Below are 23,583 nucleotides of genomic sequence, written 5' to 3' on the forward strand. Positions count from 1 at the left end.
ACCCGTCTTTCCAGTACTCGAACCGCACCGGATTGTCATGTTCGCACAGATTCGCCCGATTGCCGCCCTGATGCTCAGCGCCTTCTTCATGGTGGCAGGCGTCGGCCTTGCCGGCATCCTCATCCCGCTGCGGGCAACGGTGGAAAACTGGTCGACAATGACGCTGGGCATGATCGGCGCGGCCTATGCGGCGGCCTTCACGGCGGGTTGCGTCGTGGTTCCGCGCCTGGTGCTGCGGGTCGGCCATATCCGTGTCTTCGCCGCCATGCAGACGCTTCTGGTGGCCTCGCTGCTGTTCCATGCCCTCGTCGTCGACCCGCTCGCCTGGGCCGGCTTCCGCCTGATCGCCGGGGCGTCCGTCGCCGGCAGCTACATGGTGCTGGAAAGCTGGCTGAACGAGCGCGTCACGAACGAGACGCGCGGCGCGGTCATGTCGGCCTACATGATCGTTTCCATGGCGGCGGTCGCCTCCGGCCAGTATCTCGTACCGGCCGGCGATCCGGCGCAGCAGACGCTTTTCGTGATCTGCGCCCTTCTGTTTGCCGCCGCCGTGCTGCCGGTGACGCTGACCAGTGCGCAATCGCCCCGGCCGATCACGCAGGTGACCATCGACCTGAAGGGCCTCTTCAGGGCCTCGCCCGCGGCCATGGTGGGGGCCTTCATGGCCGGCATGGTGTTTTCCATCTGGTCCTTCTTCGTGCCGGTCTACGGCAAGATGGCCGATCTCTCCGACTTCACCATCGCCACCATGCTCGCCTTCGCCATGCTGGGCGGGATCATCGCGCAGTTTCCCATCGGGCGCCTGTCGGACCGGATGGACCGCCGCTACGTGATGGCGGGCGCGGGCGTCTTCGGGGCAGCCCTCTGCCTTCCGGCGGCGCTGCTCGCCCCGACCACGCCCTGGGTCATCTTCTGCTTCACCTTTGCACTCGGCATGGTTCTATTCCCCATCTATGCGCTGGCCAGCGCCCATGCCAACGACATCGCCCAGCCCGAGGATTTCGTGAAGATTTCCGGCGGCATCCTCATCTTCTACGGGCTCGGCACCACGGCCGGTCCGCTGGCCGGCGGACCGGTCATCGACGCGGTCGGCAAGTCCGGCGTCTTCATGAGCCTCGGCGCCGCCTTCGCCGTCTATGGCGGCTATGCGTTCTGGCGCTCCATGCGGCGCGAGGCGGTCGCGGCGGAAGACCGGACGGACTTCCAGCCCGTCACGCCCGTTGTGCCGCAAACGCCCGAAAGCCTGCAACTCGACCCGCGCATCGAGGACGTCCCGGAAGAGGAACGTCTCAACGCGTGAGAGGCGGGCAGCAGACCCCTACTGGGGTGGCTGGAAGCGGCGCGCGGCGCGGCGTTCGAGGCCGAGGCGGTGTTCGCGCCAGATGATGAACAGGCCGGAGCCAATGACGATGGCGCCGCCGGCCAGCGTCCAGACGGTCGGCACGTCGCCGAAGGCCAGATAGCCGATCACCACGGCGAGGATCATCGAGGTGTATTCGAAGGGCGCGATGGTCGACATTTCCGCGTGGCGATAGCTCTGCGTCATCAGGATCTGGCCGATGCCGCCGAAAAAACCGGCGAGGACCAGCACGATCACCTGGAAGCGGGTCAGGTCGGCCCAGCCGAACAGCCATGTCGCCAGCCCCACGGCACTGGCCGTCAGCGAGAAATACAGCACGATGGTGGGTGTGCGCTCGGTCTTGACCAGGCCCCGCACCTGGATCATCGCGGCCGCGGTCATCACCGCGCCGCACAGGATGGCGATGACGCCCAGCGCCTCGTCATTGGCCATGCCGCCGGGTGCGGTGAGCAGCGTGAGCTTCGGCCATGAAATGATGATCACGCCGACAAGGCCGACAACGACCGCCGTCCAGCGGAACATGCGCACGGTCTCGCCGACGAACAGCGCGGAGAAGATGACGACGACCAGCGGGCCGGCATAGTTCAGCGTCACCGCGTCGGGCAGCGGCAGGCGCGTCAGGCCGAAGAAGCCCAGCCCCATGGAGGTGACGCCGAACAGTCCGCGCAGGATGTGGGATTTCAGCCGGGTTGTGCGCAGCACGCCGCGCATCTGGCCGCGCAGCGCCAGCCAGATGAAAATCGGTACGATGGCGAAGGCGGAACGGAAGAAGACGATCTGGCCGGGCGGCAGTTGCCCGGCAGCCTTGATAAGGGCCGACATGGTCACGAAGGCCGTGACCGAGGCCATCTTCAATCCGATGCCGACGAGCGGACGTCCCGCGTCCGCGACTTCGCTGGCTGCGGGCGCGGCCATGGTTTCCCTACCCGCCCGTCACTTCACGCCGCCCGCCTGGTCGATGGCGCGCCAGATGCGCTCCGGCGTGGCCGGCATTTCGACATGGGAGACGCCGCAGGCGCGCCACAGCGCGTCCGTCACGGCATTCAGCGCCGCAGGCGTGGCGCCGATGGTGCCGGCCTCGCCAGCGCCCTTGATGCCCATGGCATTGGTGGTGGAAGGCACGTTGCGGGTCTGGAAATCGAAATCCGGCATGTCCGAGGCACGCGGCATGGCATAGTCCATGAAGGTTGCGGTGATGAGCTGGCCGCTGTCGTCATAGACCGTGTTTTCCATCAGCGCCTGCCCGATGCCCTGCACCGCGCCGCCATGCACCTGGCCTGCCAGCAGCATGGGGTTCACGGTGGCGCCGAAATCGTCGACGATGGTGTAGCGCACGATCTCCGTCGCGCCGGTCTGAGGATCGATCTCCACCTCGCAGACATGCGTTCCGTTCGGATAGGTCGCCTCGTCCTGCTTGAACTCGCCGAAACCTTTCAGGTCTTGCGGATCCTTCGCCGCCTTCGCGATGGCCGCGAACGACATGGAGCGGTCGGTGCCGACAATGCGCGCGACGCCGTCGTCGAGTTCGATATCGGCGGCATCGGCTTCCAGTTCCGACGCGGCGATCCTGCGCAGCTTGCCCGCCAGGTCCTCTCCGGCGCGCGAGGCGGAGACACCGCCAAGCGGAATGGAGCGCGAGCCGCCGGTGCCGCCGCCATTGGCCAGTTCGTTCGTGTCGCCCTGGCGCACATGGATTCGCTCCAGCGGCAGGTTCAGCTTGTCGGCGACGAACTGCGCGTAAGCCGTGGCATGGCCCTGGCCGTTTGATTGCGTGCCGATGAACAGCGTGACGTCGCCGGTCTCCTCCAGCTTCAGGTGCGCCGGTTCCGAACCGGCAAAGGCGCAGGCCTCGATATAGGTGGCCATGCCGATGCCGCGGATCATGCTGCGCGCGCGGGCTTCACTCGCCCGCGCCTCGAAGCCGTCCCAGTCCGCCTTTTCCATGGCGGCGCGCATGTGGGCCTCGAACTCACCCACATCGTACATGCGGCCCGTCGCGGTGGTGTAGGGGAACTGGTCCGGGCGGATGAAATTGACCGCCCGCAGGGCGTCCGGCGTCATGTTCATTTCACGCGCGCACTGGTCGGCCAGCTTTTCGATCAGGAGCGCGGCTTCCGGCCGGCCGGCGCCGCGATAGGCGTCCACCGGCACGGTGTTGGTGTAAACGCACTCGACCGTCACGTCGATCACCGGGATGTCGTAGACGCCGGTCGTCATGGACGTGCCCACCCAGGGAATGAAGGGGCCGAACTGGTTGGCATAGGCGCCCATGGCCGCCGTCAGGTTGATGCGCAAGGCAAGGAAGCGGCCTTCGGCATCCATGGCCATCTCGGCTTCCACGACGTTGTCGCGGCCCTGGGCGTCCTGCAGGAAGTGCTCGGAGCGGTCGCCGGTCCATTTCACCGGCCGTCCCAGCCTGCGCGAGGCTTCCAGCACGAGCGGATATTCCCGGTAGACGAATGTCTTCGGCCCGAACCCGCCGCCGACGTCCGGCGTGATGACACGCATGCGCTCCGGGTCGATGCGGAACACGTTCTGGCAGAGCAGGCGGCGCATGCCGAACACGCCCTGCGAGCCGGTGGTCAGCGTGATGCCGTCGTCGCGCCAGTCGCCGATGGCCGCGCGCGGCTCCATGTAATTGCAGACGAGACGATTGTTGACGAAGGCGACCCTGGTGACGTGGGTGGCCTTGGCAAAGGCAGCGTCGGCATCCTCCTTCGAGCCGCGATGATAGGTGAAGGCATGGTTGCTCTTCGCATCGGCCCAGACAAGCGGCGCATCCTTGTCCAGCGCCCTTGCGGTCTGCGTCACCGCCTCGACGGGATCGTAGTCCACCTCGATCAGATCGGCGGCATCCATGGCAAGCGCGCGGCTGTCGGCCACGATGAAGGCCACGGCATCGCCGACATGGCGCACCGTATCGCGGCACAGGACGGGGATATTGCGCGGCGTCTCCTCCTTCAATTGCGGCAGGACGGTAAACATGGGCGACGTGAGGTCGCCGAGTTCCGCCGTATCCTCGCCGGTCAGGACAAGGTGGACGCCGGGCGCGGCACGCGCCGCTTCCAGCGATTCCCCGGAAATCGTGAAGGCGCCGGCGGCAACCGGCGAGCGCAGCACATGGCCGTGCAGGCAGCCTTCCGGCGTGATATCGTCGGTATAGCGGCCCTTGCCGGTCAGGAAGGCCTGATCCTCGACGCGGCGCGCCGACGCCCCGAAACCGAATTTCACGTTTGCCATGCCCATGGCCATCCCTCTCCCTTGCTCTCTCAGCCAGCACCCTATCTGGGTCAGCAAAAGGCTTTTTCGATTGCTCCCGATTGGCTAAACAGGCTCGGCCGGCCGACACGCCGGTCCATGCCACGGGGCACAAGCGATAACACCGGCAGGACGCCAACGAAAGGGCTGCAATGCGCACCGACACAGGACAGGTCTTCAAGCTATCCGATTACAGGCCGACGGATTACCTCATCCCGCAGACCCGGATGACCTTCCGCCTGGAGGACGGCAACGTGACCTGCCGCACCGTGCTGAGCGTGGAACGGCGCGACGGCGCGGCCGAAGGCGCGCCGCTGGTGCTTGACGGCGACGGGCTGGATCTCGTCTCGCTGAAGCTGGACGGCCGGTTGCTGAACGACGGGTACACGGCGCAGCCCGACAGCCTGACCCTTGCCAATCCCCCTGCCCGGTTCGAACTGGAAATCGTCACGCGGCTGGACCCGGACGCCAACAAGGCGCTGTCCGGCCTCTACCGCTCGTCAGGCACCTATTGCACGCAGTGCGAGGCGGAGGGCTTCCGGCGCATCACCTATTTCCTCGACCGGCCGGACGTGCTCTCGGTCTATTCGGTGCGAATCGAGGCGCCGGCGGCGGGCCACCCGGTTCTGCTTTCCAATGGAAATCCCGGTGCGGCGGGCGATCTGGGCGGCGGCTGGCACTTTGCCGAATGGCACGATCCCTTCCCCAAGCCGTCCTATCTCTTCGCGCTTGTGGCTGGCGACCTGGAACGCGTCAGCGACACGTTCACAACGATGAGCGGCCGCATCGTCGATCTCGGCATCTATGTCGAGCACGGCAAGGGCGCGCGCGCCGCCTATGCCATGGACGCGCTGAAGCGCTCCATGCGCTGGGACGAGGAGGCGTTCGGCCGCGAATACGATCTCGACGTGTTCAACATCGTCGCCGTGTCCGACTTCAACATGGGCGCCATGGAGAACAAGGGCCTCAACATCTTCAACGACAAGTACGTGCTTGCCGACGCCGAAACGGCGACGGACGCGGACTTCGCCAATATCGAGGCGATCATCGCGCACGAGTATTTCCACAATTGGACAGGCAACAGAATCACTTGCCGCGACTGGTTCCAGCTCTGCCTCAAGGAAGGACTGACGGTCTATCGCGACCATGAATTCTCCGCCGACATGCGCTCGCGCGGCGTCAAGCGCATTGCCGAGGTGCGGCTTCTGAAATCGCACCAGTTCCCGGAGGATGCCGGACCGCTTGCCCATCCGGTGCGCCCGCGCGCCTACCGGGAGATCAACAACTTCTACACCGCGACCGTCTACGAGAAGGGCTCGGAAGTGGTGCGCATGATCCGCACCATCTTGGGAGCCGAAGCGTTCCGGGCCGGCATGGACCTCTATTTCGAGCGCCATGACGGCGACGCCGCGACCATCGAGGATTTCCTCGCCTGTTTCGAGGAGGCGTCGGGACGCGACCTGAAGCAGTTCGCGCTGTGGTACCATCAGGCGGGCACGCCGCATCTCTCCATCAAGGCCAGCCATGACGCCCGGGCCGGGGAATTCGTGCTCGACATCGAGCAATCCGTCCCGGCGACGCCGGGCGAGAACCGCAAGAAGCCGATGCACATTCCGCTGGCCTTCGGGCTTGTCGGGCCGGACGGCGGCGACATGACGCCCACCGCCATCGACGGCGCGGAGGTGCGCGACGGTGTCATTCACCTGAAGAAGCGCAAGCACACGATCCGCCTTTCCGGCATCACGGAGCGTCCGGTCCCGTCCCTGCTGCGCGGTTTCTCGGCGCCGGTCACCATGGCCCTGGAACAGAACGAGGAGGATCGCATCTTCCTCGCCAGCCATGACAGCGACGAATTTTCCCGCTGGCAGGCGCTGGACCGGCTGTTCAGCGACGAGCTGATCCGGCTGACGCGCCTGGCGCGCGGCGGAAAGGCGATGAGGGCGGACGCGCGGCTGGTGAAGCTTGCCGGCGCGGTCGCCGGCAACGATACGCTGGAGCCGGCCTACCGGTCGCTGGCGCTCACCCTGCCCGGCGAGGCCGACATCGCCCGCGAACTCGGCCAGGACGTGGACCCGGACGCCATCCACGCCGCGCGGCGCGTGCTCAGCGATGCGATCGCGCTCGGCAATGGCGACCTGTTCCGCCACCTCTACGACGGCTTGGAGAACGAGGGTCCGTTCTCTCCCGACGCGGCGCAGGCCGGACGGCGCGCGTTGCGCCTGACGCTGCTCGGCTTCCTGACGGATGCCGACGACACCGCGCTCGCCAAGGCGCATTTCGACACCGCCACCAACATGACCGACATGGCCGGCGCATTGACGGTGCTGACCCAGAGGGCGGGTGGAACGGACGCGGCGATTTCGGCGCTCGATGCCTTCGAGACGCGGTTTGGCGACGATCACCTCGTGCTCGACAAGTGGTTCTCCATCCAGGCGATGATGCCGGGCGACGGGGCCCTGGACCGGGTTCGCGGGCTGATGGACCACCGGCGCTTCTCGCTGTCCAATCCCAACCGCGTGCGGGCCCTTTTCGGCACCTTCGTCACCGCCAACCAGACCGGCTTCCACCGTCGCGACGGAGCGGGCTATGCCTTCTTCGCCGACACGGTGCTGGCCATCGGCCAGATGAACCCGCAGGTCGCCGCACGGCTCGCCACGGCGCTCAGGTCATGGCGTTCGCTGGAGCCGCAGCGGCGGGAAAAGGCGCGCGAGGCGCTGGTCCGGATGGCGGGCGAACCCGGTCTTTCGACCGACCTCAAGGACATCCTGGACCGCACGCTCGCGTAAGCCTCCGGCCCGTGGTTTCAACCCGTTCAGACTTTTTTAAGCGCCGGGTACTGGACAAGCCGAATCACCAGTGATTCCTTATTGGCGATTCGGTTGTGCGGCGTACCGAATCGATGAGCGGCCAAAAAAGAGACGGGGAGGCCAGACATGGCCAAGGCGGACGCGTTCGGCGCGACCGGACGGGAGACCTTTTATCGCGGCGGGGCCAGGCGCGGGCGGGCGGCCACGCTGACCGGTGCCGCGCAGATGCTCGCCAAGCCGGCCTATCGCCGCCTGATTGCCTCAGAGCCGGTGTTGCGGCGTTCCGTTCCCGTCCTCATCGTGATCTTTCTCGTGATGGTCGCCGGCGTGCGCCTCATCGACGTGCTCGACCAGCGCGAGGAAACCGCACAGACCGCCCGGGTGATGCTGCAGATGAGTGCCGGAAAGCTGGCGAGCCAACTCGCCCAACTGGAGGACCAGGCGCCGGTATCGCAGGTCCTTGCGGCCATCGAGGACGTCAACGCGCTCGGCGCACTGGACAACCGCTCGGCGCTCATCGTCACCGACAATTCGCTGACTGTCATCGCCGCCGTGGGCACCAACCAGCCGCTGGTCGGCCGAAGCCTCGATTCGGTTCTTTCCGGCGGGCAGCCGCTGGTCCTGTTCGGCGAGAAGGCCGGGGTGATGACGGTCGACATGGGTGGCCGCCGTCAACTGGCTGCCATGTCGTTTGCACCGGGCCGCAGCCATGGTGCGCTGGCCATCGTTCCCGAAGCGCTTGTCTTTTCGGACTGGAAGCAGACGGTTTCGCTCAACGTGACGCTGTTCGTGACCACGGCCATCGTGCTCATCGTCATTCTCTATGCCTATTTCGGCCAGGCGGCCCGCGCGCGCGCCGCCGACGCCATTTACGCCAAGGCCCATGATCATGTCGACATGGCCTTGATGCGCGGGCGCTGCGGATTGTGGGACTGGGACATGTCGCGCGGCTGCATGTACTGGTCGCGGTCCATGTACGACATGCTGGGCTACGCACCCAGCGAGGGCATGCTCTCCTTCGGCGAGGTTTCGCGCATCATCCATGCCGACGACGGCGACCTGTTCGAGATCGCCACCCGAATCGCCGGGCGCGAGATCGACCAGATCGACCAGGTGTTCCGGATGCGCCATGCCGACGGCCACTGGGTTTGGATGCGCGCGCGCGCCAAGGTCGTGGACCCGGAAGCGCCGGAAGCCCACCTGATCGGCATCGCGGTGGACGTCACCGAGCAGCACCGGCTGGCGCGGGCTTCGGAAGAGGCCGACATGCGGCTGCGCACGGCCATCGAGAACGTGCCGGAATCCTTCGTGCTGTGGGATGCGAACGACCGCCTCGTGCTGTGCAATTCCAAGTATCTGGAACAGATGGGCCTGACAGCCTCCGATGTTCAGCCCGGCACCCATCGCGACGACGTGGAGGCGCAGATGGCGCCTTTCGCGGTCCAGAAGCGCATGGCCAGCGGCCATGGCGGGGCGACATGGGAGCGCCAGCTTGCCGACGGGCGGTGGCTCCAGGTCAACGAGTTCGGCACGCGCGACGGCGGCGCGGTGTCCATCGGCACCGACATCACCGCGCTCAAGATCCACCAGGAACGCCTGCAGGAGAGCGAACGGCGGCTGATGGCGACCATCCACGACCTCTCGCTGATGCGCAAGACCGACGAGGAGCGCACGCGCGAGCTGGAGGAACTGAACCGCAAGTACCAGGCCGAAAAGGACCGGGCGGAAGCCGCCAACCTTGCCAAGTCCGAATTCCTGGCAAACATGAGCCACGAACTGCGCACGCCGCTCAATGCCGTCATCGGCTTTTCGGAGGTCATGCAATCAGGGCTTTTCGGGCCGCTGGGCTCGGACCGCTACGAGGAGTATGCCCGCGACATCCACCAGAGCGGCAATTACCTGCTCAACGTGATCAACGACATCCTCGACATGTCGAAGATCGAGGCCGGCCGCTTCACGCTGGACCACGAGAGCTTCGACCTGTGTCCGATGATCAAGGAAACCGTCTCCATGGTGGCCCTGCAGGCCAAGGCCAAGAACATCACGATGGAAACGCGGATTTCCGACAGCCTCACGCTGTTTGCCGACCGGCGGGCGATGAAGCAGATCACGCTCAACCTGTTGTCCAACGCGGTCAAGTTCACCGGCGAAGGCGGGCGCGTCATGGTCCGTGCGCGCAACATGTCGGGCGCGGTCACGCTGACCATCGAGGACAATGGCTGCGGCATTCCCAGCGCCGCACTGCGCAAGCTCGGCCGCCCGTTCGAGCAGGTGCAGAACCAGTTTTCCAAGAACCACAACGGCTCGGGCCTGGGTCTCGCCATATCGCGCTCGCTGGCGGAACTTCACGGCGGCGCGCTGAAGATCCGCTCGCGGGAAGGCCGCGGCACCATCGTCTCGGTGCGAATCCCGCACGCACAGGCCGAGAAGATGGCGGCCTGACCGCGCAGCGCAAACCGATCGCCTGCCCTGTCACCTGAGAAGCCCCGGCGGAATGATTCCACCGGGGCCCATTTTCATTGCTTGGCAGACGGATGCGGTCACTCGCTGCCGTCTTCGTCCATCATGCCGTCATCGGCAAAGCTGCCGCCGTCATCGTTCATGCCTGCGCCGGGATTGCCCATCATGCCCCAGCCGCGATGATGCCCCCAGCCAGCGCCGCGATGCCAGCCGCCGTGATGCCGGCTGGAGCGCGCAATCTCGTCGCGGTCCACCTTGCCGTCGTCATTGCGGTCCATCAGCGCGAAGATCTTCTTCTGGCGGTTCTCGATTTCAGCGGTGGTCAGCTTGCCGTCGCCATCCATGTCGAGACGTTCGATCATGCGCCTTGCACGGCGCTCGGCACGCATGCGGATGATGGCGTCGGTCACCTCGCCAACGCTGAGTTCGCCATTGCCGTCGGCATCGGCACCGAGTATGCGCCCGCCCATGGCGGCGGAGAATTCCTCCAGCGAGATATCGCCGGAATTGTCCGTATCGGCGCGTGCGAACATGCGCCCGCCCGGACCATCGCCGCGCATGCCCCCGCGCGGGCCGTCGCCGCGCATGTGCCAGCCCGGACCATCGCCACGGCGGTCCATTCCCATGTGGCGGCCGCCATCATGCCAGCCGCCATGCCCATATCCATGACCGCGTCCGTAGCGGCCGTCGTCTGCCTGGGCAGCGGTGCCGGTCAGGCCGGCAAGCGCGGCGAAGGCAAGTGCGATCGTCGTCGTTTTCTTCATGGTCGTTTTCTCCTCATCTGCGCCCCGTTGGAAAGCGCGAACGGCATTGGCCGGCCCTCAGCCGCCATTCACGCCAAGAAGTGATTGGAAATGCCTACGCACACGATCCGACATTTCCTTGACATGCGCCTCAAGCACCGAGAAATCGGGCAGGTCGGTGCTGCGCAGCAGCAGGTCGACCAGTCCGGGCGGCGCATCGTCACGCTCGAAGGGTCCGGTCAGGCAGAGGCGCAGGATCTGGGTCAACCCCATGTAAAGATTGGCCGCCTCGACCAGGTCGTCGCGGACCGCCGGATCGGCGAAGTCCGGCGCCAGGATGGACAGTACGTCCACGGTCGCGGTGGGAACAGGCCCGTCTTCCGGCAGGTCCAGATTGCCTGTCAGGCGCGCCACCTGGGCGATGAATTCCAGATCGATCAGGCCGCCGGGCACGAGTTTCAGGTCCCAGGCATCGCGCGGCGGTTTTTCCTCCTCGATCAGCTTGCGCATCTTGCGCGCTTCCTTGGCGATCTTCGCGCCATCGGCTCCGGCCTCGTCCAGAAGATCCGCGATAACGGCGGTCATCTCGCGGCAAAGGTCCGGGTCGCCGGCGATCATGCGTCCGCGTGTGAGCGCCATGTGCTCCCAGACCCATGCTTCCGTGCGCTGGTACTTGGAGAAGCTCTCCACATGGGTCGCCACCGGCCCCTTGTTGCCCGAGGGGCGAAGGCGCAGGTCAAGCTCGTAGAGAACGCCTTCGGCTGTCGGCGCGGAAACGGCGGCGATCAGGCGCTGGGTCAGCCGGATATGGTATTGCGACGGGGCCAGCGGCTTCGCGCCATCGCTCTCCATGGCATCGGGGTCGTGGTCATAAAGCAGGATGAGATCGACATCGGACCCGGCCGTCAGTTCGCGGCTGCCGAGTTTGCCCATGCCGAGAATGGCGACACGGGCACCGGGCACACGGCCGTGGCGCAGGGCAAACTCCTCCTGCACCGCGTCCAGCGCCGCGCTGATCGTCAGGTCGGCGAGATCGGAAAAGGCCTTGCCGGCACGCCTTGCGTCGATGGCGCCGGTGAGCAGGCGCACGCCGATGAGGAATTTCTGCTCGGCGGCGAAGATGCGAAGACGGTCGAGGACCTCCTCGTGCAGGGTCGCACCGGCCAGGAAGGTGTCCAGCCGGTCAGCCAGGTAGGCGCGGGTCGGCAGGTCCGAAATCAGCGCCGGGTCGAGCAGGCCGTCGAAGACATGGGGTCGGCGGGTGATGATGGCGGCCAAGCGCGGCGCGGCGCCCATGATGGTGGCGAGCAGGTCGAGCAGCGCCGGATTCGTCTGCAAGAGCGAGAAAAGCTGGATGCCGGAGGGGAGCCCGGCCAGGAACTCGTCGAATCGCAGCAGTGCCTCGTCGGCCCGGCGGGTGGCACCGAAGGTCTTGAGCAGCGCGGGCGTCAGTTCCGTCAGGCGCTCGCGCGCCTCGGCCGACTGGGTGGCACGGTAGCGGCCGAAATGCCAGGTGCGGATGACGCGGGCCATGTCGCTCGGCCGTTCGAAACCCAGTTGCGACAACGTCTCCAGGGTGCCGGGGTCGTCGTCCTCGCCGGTAAAGACGAGGTTGCCCATGTCGCCCGACAATTGCGGCGCGGTCTCGAACAGGGCCGCGTAATGCCGTTCGACGGTCTTCAGCGCAGCGCGGAAACGGTCGGCGAAGGCCTCGCCACCGGCAAAGCCCAGCATCAGCGCGATGCGGCGGATGCCCTCGTCATCCTCCGGCAGGATGTGGGTCTGCTCGTCGGCGACGATCTGGATGGCATGCTCGACGGCGCGCAGGAACCAGTACTGTTCCTCCATCTCCGCCGCCGTTTCGGGTTCGATCCACTTGCGTTCGGCCAGCATGTGCAGCATGGCGATGGTCTGGCGGCCGCGCAGTTCGGGGAACCGCCCGCCGGCGATAAGCTGCTGGGTCTGGACGAAGAACTCGATCTCGCGGATACCGCCGCGGCCGAGCTTGACGTTGTGGCCGTGCACGGCGATGGCATCATGGCCGCGATGGGCGTGGATCTGGCGCTTGATGGAATGGACGTCGGCAATGGCCGCGTAATCCATGTACTTGCGCCACACATAGGGCTGCAATTCCTTCAGGAAGGCTTCGGCGGCTCGGATGTCGCCGGCAACGGGGCGGGCCTTGATCATGGCGGCGCGCTCCCAGTTCTGCCCCCTGCCCTCGTAATAGATCAGCGCCGCCTCGACCGGGATGGCCAGCGCCGTGGAGCCCGGGTCCGGGCGCAGCCGCAGGTCGGTGCGGAAGACGTAGCCGTGCTCGGTGCGGTCCTGCAGGATGCGCACCAGCCGGCGCGTCATGCGCACGAAGGTGTCGGCGGCGTCCCACGGATCGCCCACCGCTGGGGCCTGCGGATCGAAGAAGACGACGAGGTCGATATCGGAGGAGAAGTTCAGTTCGCAGGCGCCAAGCTTGCCCATGCCGAGGATGACCCAGCCGGAGCCCGTTTCCGGATCGGCGGCGTCAGGCAGGTCGAGCTTGCCGCGTCCGGCGGCCTCCAGCAGGAGGAAGCGGATCGCGGAACCGATGGCCGCGTCGGCCAGCGCCGACAGGCGGGCGACCGTGACGCGGGCATTGCCGCCATGGGCCAGGTCGTCCAGCGCGATCAGCGCGTGGGCCTCGGCCTTCAGCAGGCGCAAGTCGCGCATCAGGCCGGTCTCGCTCTGGCCTTCGGCACTTCCCGCCGTCCGGATGGCAGCCAGGATCGCGTCGAGGCGTGCCTCGATCCCCTCTTCGGCGAGACGCTGCAGCATGGCCGGGTCGCGGCGGATGGTATCGCGAAGGAAGGGGGAGAGATCGCATGCCGCAGCGATGAAGGCAGCATTGGGATCGGCGGTGCCGGAAAGGGTATCGGCCAGGGAGCCCAGGTCTGCCGCGCGGGCACGACCGGCGATGTCGGCGAGTTCGGCCTTGGCTTGGTCCGGGTCGAGCGGGGTCAGTTCGGCCTGGCCATCACCAAACCACGGTTTGAAGGCATGTCCGACACCGGCACTCATCTGGTTTGCTCCCCCCTGGAAAAGATCATCGACACGGCAAGCCCCGGCTCCGCATCGCCGAGTTCAAGACGCCCACCGTGGAACTTCATCACCGCCTTGGCAAGCGCAAGCCCCAGCCCGGACCCCGGCAGGCTGCGGCTTTCCTCAAGCCGCACGAAGCGTTCCGTGGCGCGTTCGCGATCGTCCGGCGGAATGCCCGGCCCGTTGTCGCTGACGGTCAGGACAGGGCCTTGCGGGCCGTTTTCCACCGACACGGTGACGCGGGCGGCCTTGCCCTCGCCGCCGGCATACTTGATCGCGTTGTCGACGACATTGGATACCATCTGGCCGATCAGTTCGCGGTTTCCGGTCGCCGTGGCATCGTCCAGCGTGCCGCAGGCCAATGTGACGCCCGCCTCCTCGGCCAGCGGCTCGTAGAGATCGCACACGTCGCGGGCCACGCCGGCCAGGTCGACCGGCCCGCGCTCGCTCGCGCCATTGCCCGCCTCGAGCCGCGAGATCATCAGGATGGCATTGAAGGTGCGGATCAACTGGTCGGATTCGGCGATGGCCTGTTCCAGGCCGGCGCGCAGTTCCGCCTCGTTCGTTCCCGAGGCCAGCGCGGCCTCGGCGCGGTTGCGCAGCCGGGTGAGCGGGGTCTTGAGATCGTGGGCGATGTTGTCGGCCACCTGCTTCAGGCCGTCATTGAGTTCGCCGATCCTCGCCAGCATGGCATTGAGGTTCACCGACAGCCGGTCGAACTCGTCGCCCGACCCGCTGACCGGAAGGCGGCCGGCCAGGTCTCCCCCCATGATGCGCCGGCTGGCCGCCGATACCGCGTCGATGCGCTTGAGCGCCCGGCGTCCGACAAAGAACCAGATCAGGAAACCGCCGAGCGCCATCATGCCGAGCGCCAGGATGAGGGCCTTGCGGACGACGACACGTAGGCGTTCGGGTTCGCCAAGGTCCTTGCCGACGAGGGCGATCAGCCCGTTGGGCAATTCGAAGACGCGGGCAATGGCCTGATGCGGGCCGCCGCCTTCGCGCACGGCGCCCGGATCGCCGTACCGGACATAGGAAAACGGCCGCTCGGTCCAGCCGGTCTCGTCGAGGATGCCGGGGGCCAGGCTTTCGACATTGCCGGCCAGGATGCGGCCGGCGGGATCGGCGATGAGGAAGAGGTTGGCTCCGGGCTGGCGGGCACGGCGATCGACCGCGCGCACGAGGCCCGGCAGTCCGGCGATCTGGTAGACTTGGTTGAGCTGGGCGATTTCCTGGTCGATGGCCTCGCGTGTCTGGCCGGTGAGCATCCGCACCGACAACGCGGTCATGTAGGTGACGAGCGCGATGGCGCAGACCATGAACAGGAGAAGAAACAGCGCCGACAGGCGCGCCGCGGTCGTGTTCAGGATCGCCGGCAGGCGCATGGCCTCATCCAGCCTTCAGCATGTAGCCCGCACCGCGCACGGTGTGCAGGATGGGCGTATCGAACCCCTTCTCGATCTTCGACCGCAGGCGGGAGACATGGACGTCGATGACGTTCGTCTGCGGATCGAAGTGGTAGTCCCAGACATTTTCCAGCAGCATGGTGCGGGTGACCACCTGCCCGGCGTGGCGCATGAGATATTCCAGCAGGCGAAATTCGCGCGGCTGCAGCGTGATGTCCTGTCCGGCACGGCGGACCGAATGGGCCAGACGGTCGAGCTCAAGGTCGCCAACCCTGTAGACCGTCTCGCTGTCGCGGGCGCCGGACCGACGGTTGAGCACTTCCACGCGCGCCAGCAGTTCGGAAAAGGCGTAGGGCTTGGTGAGGTAGTCGTCGCCACCGGCGCGCAGGCCCGTCACGCGGTCATCCACCTCGCCGAGCGCGGACAGGATGAGAACCGGTGTCTCGACGCCGCGCGCGCGCAGCCCCGCTATCACCGACAGGCCGTCGCGGCGCGGCAGCATGCGGTCGACGACGAGTATGTCGTAGCCGCCGGTTTCCGCGAGCGCGAATCCGGTCTCGCCGTCGCCCGCGACATGCGCGACATGCCCGCTTTCCTCGAAAGCCTTGGCCAGGTAGTCGGCCGCTTCCCGGTCGTCCTCGATAACCAGTATCTTCATGGCGACGGTCTTAACGGATTCCCGGCCGATTTGGGACTGCATATTTGCCACGGCACACTCCCCGAAATGAATGCGGCAGCGGGCGATGGGAAACCCGCTGCCGCGCAGCCTGTCAGACATGACGAACCGGGCTGCGTCCCGCCGCGCCCTGCCGGCCGGCGGATATCCGCCGGCCAACGGTTGCGGCAAGGCCTTCGTTGTCAGCCACGCAGGACCGGAAGCGCGACGAAGCGGTTCTGGCCGTTGCGTTCGACCTGCAGAAGGACGGCCTTGCGGCCGGCCTTGCCGGCTTCCTCGACGGATTTCTCCACATCCGCCACGCTGCTGACCGGGTTGGAGTTGACCGACACGATGACGTCACCGGCCTGGATGCCGCGATCCTCGGCGTCGGAGCCGGGCTCGACGTCGGTCACCACGACACCCTTGCCATCGTCGGCCGGCGTCATGGTCAGGCCGAACTCGTCCATCGTGCCCGGTTCCGCCGGGATCGCCCGCTGGCCGTTCTCGTTGCCGGCCATCTCGTCGGGCTTCGGCATGACGCCGAGCTTGACGGTGACGTTCCTGGCCTCACCGTTGCGCCAGATCGCGACGTTGACATCCGTGCCGGGATCGATGGCCGCGATCTTGCGGGCAAGATCCCGCGGGCTGTCGATCGTCTCGTCGTTGACGGCCGTCACGATGTCGCCCGCCTTGAGGCCGGCGGCAAGCGCCGGGCTGCCCGGCTGGGGCTCCGCGATGATCGCGCCCTTGGCGTCGGCAAGGCCGACCGATTCGGCAATGTCACCGGTGACGGGCTGGATCTGCACGCCGAGCCAGCCTCGCTCGATGGAGCCGTCATCGATCAGGTCGTTGACCACGTCCTTCGCGATGGAGGCCGGAATGGCGAAAGCGATGCCGACATTGCCTCCCGACGGAGAGAAGATGGCCGTATTGATGCCGATCACCTCGCCCTTCAGGTTGAAGGCCGGTCCGCCGGAATTGCCCCGGTTCACGGCCGCGTCGATCTGGATGAAATCGTCATAGGGGCCGGCGCCGATGTCGCGGCCGCGTGCCGAAACAATGCCCGCGGTGACCGACCCGCCAAGGCCGAACGGATTGCCGACGGCCACGACCCATTCGCCGACGCGTACCTTGCTGTCATCGCCGAAGGCCACATAGGTGAACTTGCGCGCATCCTCGACCTTGAGCACGGCGAGATCCGTACGCGGATCGGTTCCGACCAGCTTGGCGTCGAGTTCCGTTCCGTCATCCATGACGACGGAATAGGCCGAACCGCCCTGGATGACGTGATTGTTGGTAACCAGCAGGCCGTCCTCGGAAATGAAGAAGCCGGAGCCCTGCGACGTGGGTCGCAGGCGGCGGGGCTGGTTGCGGTCGCTGCGCCTGTTGTTGAAGTTGCGGTCGTTGCCATCGCCGCGGAATTCACGGAAGAAGCGCTTCAGCGGGTGGTCGTCGGGAAGGTCCTCCATGCCCGGCATGCCGGGGATATTGAAGGAGAAGCCGTTGTTGCTGGTCGGCTGGATGTCGCTCTTCACGCGCACGGAGACAACAGCGGGCGAGACCTTCTCGACGACGTCGGCGAAGCCCGGATTGACCTGCGCCGTCTCCACCCGAACGGCTTCGGCGTGCGCGACGGGCGACAGGGACGTCATGCCCGTTCCCGCGGCAATCGCGAGCGCGGCGGCAGCGGCCATGTAGCGGATGCGCAGCTTTGAACTGGTTGAGGTCATGTGACGATTTCCTTTCCTCGTTCGGCGCTGTCGGAGCGCCCTCGCAAGGATATCTAGGTCACGTCACATTACCTCGCTCTTTCCGCGGAATGAAACTTTTGTAATGTGGGCGGGCCGGTATCACGAGCCGCCGCCATTGATCCGTGTCGCCACCTTCGAGCCATGCTCCAGCGTGCGATGGACCGGACATTTCCCGGCGATCTCGACAATCTTGTCATGCAGATCCTCCGGAACGCCGCCCTCGACCGTGATGATGCGCTCGAACCGGTCGATACGGCCGCCGCGGGCCTTTTCCTCGTCGCTGCACTCGGCGCAATCGGCCATGTGGACCTTCGCGTGGCTGACATCGACGGTCACGCGGCCGAGGTCGAGATTCTTGCGTTCCGCATACATGCGCAGCGTCATGGACGTGCAGGCGCCGAGCGCCGCGGAGAGGAAATCGTAGGGCGAGGGACCGGTGTCGAGCCCGCCGACGCTTTCGGGCTCGTCGGCGAAGAGACGATGGCGGCCGGCCAGGACCGCGTTCTGGAAAGACCCCTGCCCCGTCTCGGAAACGCGGACATGTTCGCGGGCTGCATCGCCCTGGGCGCGATCCTGCGGCAGGTAGCGCGAGACCCATCCGGAAATGACCGATGCGGCGAACTGCGCATCGCGGGGATCGGTGAGCAGATGGTCCGCGTGATCCAGCGAGATGAAGCTCTTGGGATGGCGCGCTGCCTGGAAGATGGCGGCGGCGTTGTCGATGCCGACGATCTCGTCCAGCGGCGAATGCAGGATCAGAAGCGGCTTGCGCATGTCGCCGACAGCATCGCGGACCCTGGATGCCTCGACATCTTCCACGAAATCGCGGGAGATCGTGAAACGGCGGCCGGCCAGCACGACCTCTGCCGATCCGTTCTCGCGTATGTCGTCCAGGGAGGCGTGAAAGGCACGCAGAACATGGTCGGCGTCCGCCGGCGCGCCGATGGTGACGACCGCCTTGACTTCCGGAATCCGCTTGGCAACCGACAGCACCGCGGCGCCGCCAAGCGAGTGGCCGATGACTATGGCCGGCGCCGCATGGTTCTCGCGCAGCCATCCGGCCGCAGCGATCAGGTCGCCGCAATTGGAGGAGAAGCTGGTATGGGCGAATTCCCCTTCGGACGATCCAAGCCCGGTGAAATCGAACCGCAGGACGGCGATCCCCTCGCGCGCGAGATCGGCGGCGATGCGCCGGACCGCGAGAATGTCCTTGGAACAGGTGAAGCAATGGGCAAAGAGCGCGAAGGCGCGCACCGGGCCGTCCGGCATTTCCAGACGGGCCGCCAGGGACGCTCCCGAATGTCCGGGAAACTCGATCCGGCTCCACGTGGCGACCATGGCGCGTGCTCCTTTTCCGGGCAGGACGGAAACCGGACCGGCGGTCAGTCGCCGTCGTTGAGGATCTTTTTCAATTCCGCGTCTTCTTCCGCGCTCAGTCCGGCGGGCGCGGGACGGCGGCGGTTCTTCATGCTCACGACGACAAGCGCCCCGCCGAAAAGCAGGACGAGCAGCGGAGCGCCCCAGAGAAGGACGGTCCGGGCCGTGAAACGGGGCTTCAGCAGTACGAATTCGCCATAGCGTGAAACAACGAAGTCGATCACTTCCTCGTTGGTGTCGCCTTCGCTGATCCGCTCGCGCACGAGAACGCGAAGGTCGCGTGCCAGATCCGCATCGCTGTCGTCGATCGACTGGTTCTGGCAGACCAGGCAGCGCAAGCCGGCGGAAATCTCGCGCGCGCGCTGTTCCTGACCTGGATCCGCCAGCATCTCGTCAGGACGGACGGCGAGCGCGGGAACGGCCTGCAACGCCAGGAAAAGGCAGGCTGCGAAGAATGCCAGCCATCGCCGGGGAGCAGCGGTCATGCGCGCGCCTCCACGCCAGCCTGTTCCTGCTTGCGGCCGGTCCTGGCGGGCGCGCCCACGCGCAGGCGGCGGTCGGCCAGCGAAAGGATGCCGCCGAACATCATGAACAAGCTGCCAAGCCAGATCAACGTGACGAGCGGCTTGTACCAAACGCGCACCACCATGCCGCCATTGGATGCGGGATCGCCCAGCGACACATAAAGCTGGGAGAAGACGAAGGTATGGATGCCGGCCTCGGTCGTCGGCATGCGGCTGGCATTGTAGACCCGCTTGGAAGAAGCCATGTCGGCGACCTTCTCACCGGACGCCGAAAGCAGCGAGAAGCGCGCTTCCTCAGCCTGGAAATTGGGGCCACGGACAGGCACCATTTCCTCGAAACGGAGCGTGTAGCCAGCGACGGGGAGCGTGTCGCCCTTGTCCATCGTCAGGATGTTCTCTGTCTCGAAGGCGGTCACGGCGACGATGCCGAGCAGCGTCACGCCAAGGCCGAAATGCCCGAACGCCGTACCGAAAACCGAACCCGGAAGGCCGCGAAGCCGGTGCAGCATGACCGATGCGGAAGCCTTTCCGACCCCGGCCTTCAAGGCGAGATCGGTCAGGCTGCCGGCAAACAGCCAGACCGCGAGGCCGGTTCCAAGTGCGGCGAACAAGGCTGTCCTGTCGACAAAGACCAGGACGAAAGCGACCCCGGCAAGCGCAAGGGCGAAGGCGGTGAAAAGCCGCTGGCTGACCGCCCAGAGGTCGCCCCGCTTCCAGGCGAGAAGCGGGCCGAAGGGCACGGCAATCAGCAACGGGATCATCAGCGGCCCGAAGGTCAGGTTGAAGAAGGGTTCGCCGACGGAAATCTTCTCGCCCGTCACCGATTCCAGCAGCAGCGGATAGAGCGTGCCGATAAACACGGTGGCCGTGGCCGTGGTCAGGAAGAGGTTGTTGAGCACCAGCGCGCCCTCACGCGAAACGGGCTGGAACAGCCCGCCGGCGGAAAGGCTCCCGGCCCGCCAGGCGAACAGGGCGAGCGAACCGCCGATGAACACCATCAGGATCATCAGGATGAAGACGCCGCGCGAAGGATCGGTGGCAAAGGCGTGGACCGAGGTCAGAACCCCCGAACGTACGAGGAAGGTGCCGAGAAGCGACAGCGAGAAAGTGATGATGGACAGCAGGATCGTCCAGATCTTCAGCGCGGAGCGCTTTTCCATGACGATGGCCGAGTGGAGCAACGCGGTTCCGGCGAGCCATGGCATGAAGGAGGCGTTTTCGACCGGATCCCAGAACCAGTAGCCGCCCCAGCCCAGTTCGTAATAGGCCCAGTAGGACCCCATCGCGATGCCGGCTGTCAGGAAGACCCAGGCCGCCAGCGTCCAGGGCCGCACCCAGCGCGCCCAGGCCGCATCGACGCGCCCGTCGATGAGCGCGGCAACGGCAAAGGCGAAACTGATGGAGAATCCGACATAGCCGAGATAGAGGAGCGGCGGATGGATGGCGAGGCCGATATCCTGCAGGATCGGATTGAGGTCCTGTCCCTCGACCGGCGGGCTGGCGACGCGCGTGAACGGGTTGGAGGTGAACAGGATGAACAGGAGGAAGGCCGTCCCGATCCAGCCCTGGACCGCAATGACAAGCGCTTTCAGGCTGGATGGAAGATTGCCGCCGAACAGCGCCACCAACCCGCCGAAAAGGACGAGGATGAGCACCCATAGCAGCATGGAGCCCTCGTGATTGCCCCAAGTGCCGGATATCTTGTAGATCAGCGGCTTGGCGGAGTGCGAATTCTCGACGACGTTGAGGACGGAGAAGTCAGACGTCAGGTATGCCTGGACGAGCGCGGCAAAGGAGATGGCGATGAGCGCAAGGACTGTCAGCGCGGCCGGCCCGGCCATGCCCATCAGCCTCTCGTCGCCCGTGCGCGCGCCGTAGACCGGCACGACCGACTGGACGAGTGACACGGCAAGGGCCAGCACCAGTGCGAAATGTCCGATCTCAACCATGTTCAAGTCTCCCCCGCCTGCCGCGTTACTGGGCGTCTTCGGTATGCTGCCAGACGCCCTTTTCCTTCATGCTGTCGACGACTTCCTTGGGCATGTAGTTCTCGTCGTGCTTGGCCAGCACGGTATCGGCGATGAAACGGCCGTCGGCGTTGAACAGCCCTTCGGTCACGACGCCCTGTCCTTCGCGGAACAGGTCCGGGAGGATGCCGTTATAACTCACCGGCACGTCCTTGATCGTGTCGGTCACCTCGAAACTGACGCTGGTGCCCTCGCCGCGCACGACCGTGCCTTCCTTGACGAGGCCGCCCAGGCGCATGCGCTGCCCGGCCTGGGCCTCGATCGAGGTGAGATCGGACGGCGTAACGAAGAAGACGATCTTCTGGTTCAGCGCGACCAGCACGAGACCGGCGGCCAGGCCGAGGAAGCCGAGACCACCGAGGATGACGGAAAGGCGTTTCTGTTTGCGGGTCATGGCCATTCTTCCTGCCTCACTGCGACGCGGCCGGCGCCGCTATGCCAAGCGATTGAGCGAAAGCGGTCAGCTGTCCCGCCTGCTCGGGATTTCCCTCGAACGCCTTCAGCCCGCGGACGAGCGCTGCCTGCGCGTCGTCCCTGCGGCCCATGACGGCATAGGCCCGGATCAGCCGTTGCCAGCCCGGCGCGTCGTCGGGGTTTTCCTTCAGCCGGTCGTCAAGCTGCGCGATCATTCCCTCGATCATGGCCTGACGGTCTGACGCGCTCATTTCCTGCGCTGCGGCAACGTCCTCGGCGGTCGGGCCGCGCGGCTCGCTTGCGCTGCCCGATTGCGCGGTTTGCGGAGCGGAAGGCACCTCTCCACCGGATTCCCTGATTGCGTTCAATGCGGCAAGGCGCCAGGGCGAACCGTCGGCCGCCTCCTCGCTCAGGCTCTTCCATTCAGCACGCGCCTCTTCGATGCGTCCGGCCTGCGCGGCACCCACGGCAACGAAGAAGCGCGATTTCTCGTTGCCCGGCTCCAGCTCCAGCGCCTTGCGGAAGGCTTCGAGCGAGGCGCCACTCACCATGCCCTGGGCTCCTGCACCAAGGGCCTCGCCCAGCCCGTTGAGCCGGGCGGCGTTCTCGCCCTTGATGCGGATCAGGTTGCGCCAGGCGTTCGCCGAGTCATCGAACCGGCCGAGCCGCATGTAAATCGGGCCGAGCACTTCCCAACCGGTCGCATCGTCCGGATTCCGGCGCAGGTGATCCTCCGCGCGGGCAACCAGTTCCGCAATTGAACTGTTGGCCGGGTTCTTCTCCATCCGCATAGCAAGCGGCTGGTCCGGCAGCGAAGGCGAGCCGATGGACGCATAAAGGCCCCAACTGACGAGGGGAACCGAGAGGATCGCCAGCCCGGCAACGAGGCCTGCCATCTTCGACTCCGATGCACTGCGCGCCGCCCTGACCTCCGCGTCCGCCTTCAGCAGGCGGCGGCCGATCTCGGCACGGGCCTCTTCGGCCTCGCGGCCCGAAATGAGGCCCCGCGCCTCGTCACGCTCCAGTTCCTCGAGTTGGTCCTTGTAGACCTCGCGGTCATAGGCCGCAGCGTTGCCCGCGGCAACGGGCTTGCGAAGCAGTGGCCTCAACAGCGCCACCGCGGCGGCGAGTGTGAGGAAGATGGCTACAATCCAGATTGTCATGCCGTTCATTTAGCCATTGCCAGAGCCGCTGCCAACCAGTGCAAAGATGATAATGCGTGGCACATTTCGCCACAGGCGAACCCTCAGTTGAGGAGGGTCCAGCTTCCGTCGGGATTGCGGCAGGCCGCACCCCTGAATTCAGAGAGCTTTCCTCCGGCATCCACGGCATGCGTATATTGCCGGCAGTTCTGCGAACCGACCTGGTAGGGCTGTGCCGGAGTCACCGTACCCGAAACGCCGGATCCTTCCCATTCGATGCTTTCGCCGCCACGGGCATATTCCAGCGCCCGGTATTCGGCTTCCAGCGCGCGGCGCTGGTCGCGGGATCCGGGCCTGATAACCTCGCCCTGGGCCAATAGCCCGCCACCGAGCGGTGCCAGCAGGTTTCGTTCCACGGCAGCAGCCCCGCGCGGCTGGACCTCGGCGGGGGCAAATGCCGACCTTGTGACGCCACCGGTGGCGCATCCGGCGGCCAACAGGGCTGGTCCCAATGCCAGAAGCGGCATCAAACGCATTCTATCCATCCTCGTTTCGGGCCCTCCATCCTCGTTTCAGGCCGA

At 66.1% G+C, this 23,583-nt stretch carries 16 protein-coding genes; 3 read left to right on the forward strand and 13 right to left on the reverse strand.

Annotation, left to right across the window (positions count from 1 at the left end; translation table 11 throughout):
• The first annotated feature begins 37 nt into the window (after positions 1–37).
• Positions 38–1,300, forward strand: coding sequence for an MFS transporter (locus ACLB6G_RS07455; RefSeq protein ID WP_410355512.1), 1,263 nt, complete (start codon positions 38–40; stop codon positions 1,298–1,300).
• 18 nt (positions 1,301–1,318) lie between these two features.
• Here ACLB6G_RS07455 and ACLB6G_RS07460 read toward each other — a convergent pair whose 3' ends face one another.
• Both ACLB6G_RS07460 and ACLB6G_RS07465 read right to left on the reverse strand, forming a co-directional pair.
• Positions 1,319–2,275, reverse strand: a complete 957-nt coding sequence (locus tag ACLB6G_RS07460) for a DMT family transporter (RefSeq protein ID WP_410355513.1) — start codon at positions 2,273–2,275, stop codon at positions 1,319–1,321.
• Between the two features lie 18 nt (positions 2,276–2,293).
• Positions 2,294–4,606 carry a xanthine dehydrogenase family protein molybdopterin-binding subunit gene (locus ACLB6G_RS07465; RefSeq protein ID WP_410355514.1) on the reverse strand — a complete coding sequence of 771 codons (2,313 nt, stop codon included), beginning with the start codon at positions 4,604–4,606 and terminating at the stop codon, positions 2,294–2,296.
• A gap of 164 nt (positions 4,607–4,770) precedes the next feature.
• Here ACLB6G_RS07465 and pepN point away from each other — a divergent pair, with 164 nt between their 5' ends.
• Positions 4,771–7,404: an aminopeptidase N gene (pepN, locus tag ACLB6G_RS07470; protein WP_410355515.1), complete on the forward strand. Its 2,634-nt coding sequence runs from the start codon at positions 4,771–4,773 to the stop codon at positions 7,402–7,404.
• A 147-nt stretch (positions 7,405–7,551) separates the two neighbouring features.
• Positions 7,552–9,867 (forward strand): PAS domain-containing sensor histidine kinase, encoded by a 2,316-nt coding sequence (locus tag ACLB6G_RS07475; protein ID WP_410355516.1) that lies wholly within the window; start codon positions 7,552–7,554, stop codon positions 9,865–9,867.
• A 98-nt stretch (positions 9,868–9,965) separates the two neighbouring features.
• Here ACLB6G_RS07475 and ACLB6G_RS07480 read toward each other — a convergent pair whose 3' ends face one another.
• The 11 genes from ACLB6G_RS07480 to ACLB6G_RS07530 form a co-directional block, all read right to left on the reverse strand.
• The gene (locus tag ACLB6G_RS07480) at positions 9,966–10,649 is read right to left on the reverse strand and encodes an EF-hand domain-containing protein (RefSeq protein WP_410355517.1); all 684 of its coding nucleotides are present in this window, start codon (positions 10,647–10,649) and stop codon (positions 9,966–9,968) included.
• A gap of 57 nt (positions 10,650–10,706) precedes the next feature.
• Positions 10,707–13,682 carry a bifunctional [glutamine synthetase] adenylyltransferase/[glutamine synthetase]-adenylyl-L-tyrosine phosphorylase gene (locus ACLB6G_RS07485; protein WP_410355518.1) on the reverse strand — a complete coding sequence of 992 codons (2,976 nt, stop codon included), beginning with the start codon at positions 13,680–13,682 and terminating at the stop codon, positions 10,707–10,709.
• The gene (locus ACLB6G_RS07490; RefSeq protein ID WP_410355519.1) at positions 13,679–15,088 is read right to left on the reverse strand and encodes a sensor histidine kinase; all 1,410 of its coding nucleotides are present in this window, start codon (positions 15,086–15,088) and stop codon (positions 13,679–13,681) included. Before ACLB6G_RS07490 ends, ACLB6G_RS07485 begins: the two co-directional genes overlap by 4 nt.
• A gap of 4 nt (positions 15,089–15,092) precedes the next feature.
• The gene (locus ACLB6G_RS07495) at positions 15,093–15,767 is read right to left on the reverse strand and encodes a response regulator transcription factor (protein WP_410355520.1); all 675 of its coding nucleotides are present in this window, start codon (positions 15,765–15,767) and stop codon (positions 15,093–15,095) included.
• A 200-nt stretch (positions 15,768–15,967) separates the two neighbouring features.
• Positions 15,968–17,497: a DegQ family serine endoprotease gene (locus ACLB6G_RS07500; protein ID WP_410355521.1), complete on the reverse strand. Its 1,530-nt coding sequence runs from the start codon at positions 17,495–17,497 to the stop codon at positions 15,968–15,970.
• A gap of 120 nt (positions 17,498–17,617) precedes the next feature.
• Positions 17,618–18,856 (reverse strand): bifunctional alpha/beta hydrolase/OsmC family protein, encoded by a 1,239-nt coding sequence (locus ACLB6G_RS07505; protein ID WP_410355522.1) that lies wholly within the window; start codon positions 18,854–18,856, stop codon positions 17,618–17,620.
• Positions 18,857–18,900: 44 nt separating this feature from the next.
• Positions 18,901–19,380, reverse strand: coding sequence for a cytochrome c-type biogenesis protein (locus ACLB6G_RS07510; RefSeq protein ID WP_410355523.1), 480 nt, complete (start codon positions 19,378–19,380; stop codon positions 18,901–18,903).
• Complete coding sequence (locus ACLB6G_RS07515) at positions 19,377–21,368, reverse strand: heme lyase CcmF/NrfE family subunit (protein ID WP_410355524.1); 1,992 nt, start codon at positions 21,366–21,368, stop codon at positions 19,377–19,379. Before ACLB6G_RS07515 ends, ACLB6G_RS07510 begins: the two co-directional genes overlap by 4 nt.
• Positions 21,369–21,393: 25 nt before the next feature.
• Positions 21,394–21,840 carry a cytochrome c maturation protein CcmE gene (ccmE, locus tag ACLB6G_RS07520; RefSeq protein WP_410355525.1) on the reverse strand — a complete coding sequence of 149 codons (447 nt, stop codon included), beginning with the start codon at positions 21,838–21,840 and terminating at the stop codon, positions 21,394–21,396.
• Positions 21,841–21,856: 16 nt separating this feature from the next.
• Complete coding sequence (gene ccmI / locus ACLB6G_RS07525) at positions 21,857–23,023, reverse strand: c-type cytochrome biogenesis protein CcmI (RefSeq protein ID WP_410355526.1); 1,167 nt, start codon at positions 23,021–23,023, stop codon at positions 21,857–21,859.
• A gap of 83 nt (positions 23,024–23,106) precedes the next feature.
• Positions 23,107–23,538 carry an RT0821/Lpp0805 family surface protein gene (locus tag ACLB6G_RS07530; RefSeq protein ID WP_410355527.1) on the reverse strand — a complete coding sequence of 144 codons (432 nt, stop codon included), beginning with the start codon at positions 23,536–23,538 and terminating at the stop codon, positions 23,107–23,109.
• Positions 23,539–23,583: the final 45 nt, after the last annotated feature.

Origin of the sequence: Zhengella sedimenti (assembly GCF_046506625.1) — a bacterium.
Taxonomy (GTDB): domain Bacteria; phylum Pseudomonadota; class Alphaproteobacteria; order Rhizobiales; family Rhizobiaceae; genus Zhengella; species Zhengella sedimenti.

Coding starts and splice junctions, on each gene's coding strand:
- ACLB6G_RS07475 (WP_410355516.1), top strand. CDS start 7,552: ATGGCCAAGGCGGACGCGTTCGGCGCGACCGGACGGGAGACCTTTTAT.
- pepN (WP_410355515.1), top strand. CDS start 4,771: ATGCGCACCGACACAGGACAGGTCTTCAAGCTATCCGATTACAGGCCG.
- ACLB6G_RS07480 (WP_410355517.1), bottom strand. CDS start 10,649: ATGAAGAAAACGACGACGATCGCACTTGCCTTCGCCGCGCTTGCCGGC.
- ACLB6G_RS07530 (WP_410355527.1), bottom strand. CDS start 23,538: ATGCGTTTGATGCCGCTTCTGGCATTGGGACCAGCCCTGTTGGCCGCC.
- ACLB6G_RS07505 (WP_410355522.1), bottom strand. CDS start 18,856: ATGGTCGCCACGTGGAGCCGGATCGAGTTTCCCGGACATTCGGGAGCG.
- ACLB6G_RS07465 (WP_410355514.1), bottom strand. CDS start 4,606: ATGGGCATGGCAAACGTGAAATTCGGTTTCGGGGCGTCGGCGCGCCGC.
- ACLB6G_RS07515 (WP_410355524.1), bottom strand. CDS start 21,368: ATGGTTGAGATCGGACATTTCGCACTGGTGCTGGCCCTTGCCGTGTCA.
- ACLB6G_RS07490 (WP_410355519.1), bottom strand. CDS start 15,088: ATGCGCCTGCCGGCGATCCTGAACACGACCGCGGCGCGCCTGTCGGCG.
- ccmI (WP_410355526.1), bottom strand. CDS start 23,023: ATGACAATCTGGATTGTAGCCATCTTCCTCACACTCGCCGCCGCGGTG.
- ACLB6G_RS07460 (WP_410355513.1), bottom strand. CDS start 2,275: ATGGCCGCGCCCGCAGCCAGCGAAGTCGCGGACGCGGGACGTCCGCTC.
- ACLB6G_RS07500 (WP_410355521.1), bottom strand. CDS start 17,497: ATGACCTCAACCAGTTCAAAGCTGCGCATCCGCTACATGGCCGCTGCC.
- ACLB6G_RS07485 (WP_410355518.1), bottom strand. CDS start 13,682: ATGAGTGCCGGTGTCGGACATGCCTTCAAACCGTGGTTTGGTGATGGC.
- ACLB6G_RS07455 (WP_410355512.1), top strand. CDS start 38: ATGTTCGCACAGATTCGCCCGATTGCCGCCCTGATGCTCAGCGCCTTC.
- ACLB6G_RS07495 (WP_410355520.1), bottom strand. CDS start 15,767: ATGAAGATACTGGTTATCGAGGACGACCGGGAAGCGGCCGACTACCTG.
- ccmE (WP_410355525.1), bottom strand. CDS start 21,840: ATGACCCGCAAACAGAAACGCCTTTCCGTCATCCTCGGTGGTCTCGGC.
- ACLB6G_RS07510 (WP_410355523.1), bottom strand. CDS start 19,380: ATGACCGCTGCTCCCCGGCGATGGCTGGCATTCTTCGCAGCCTGCCTT.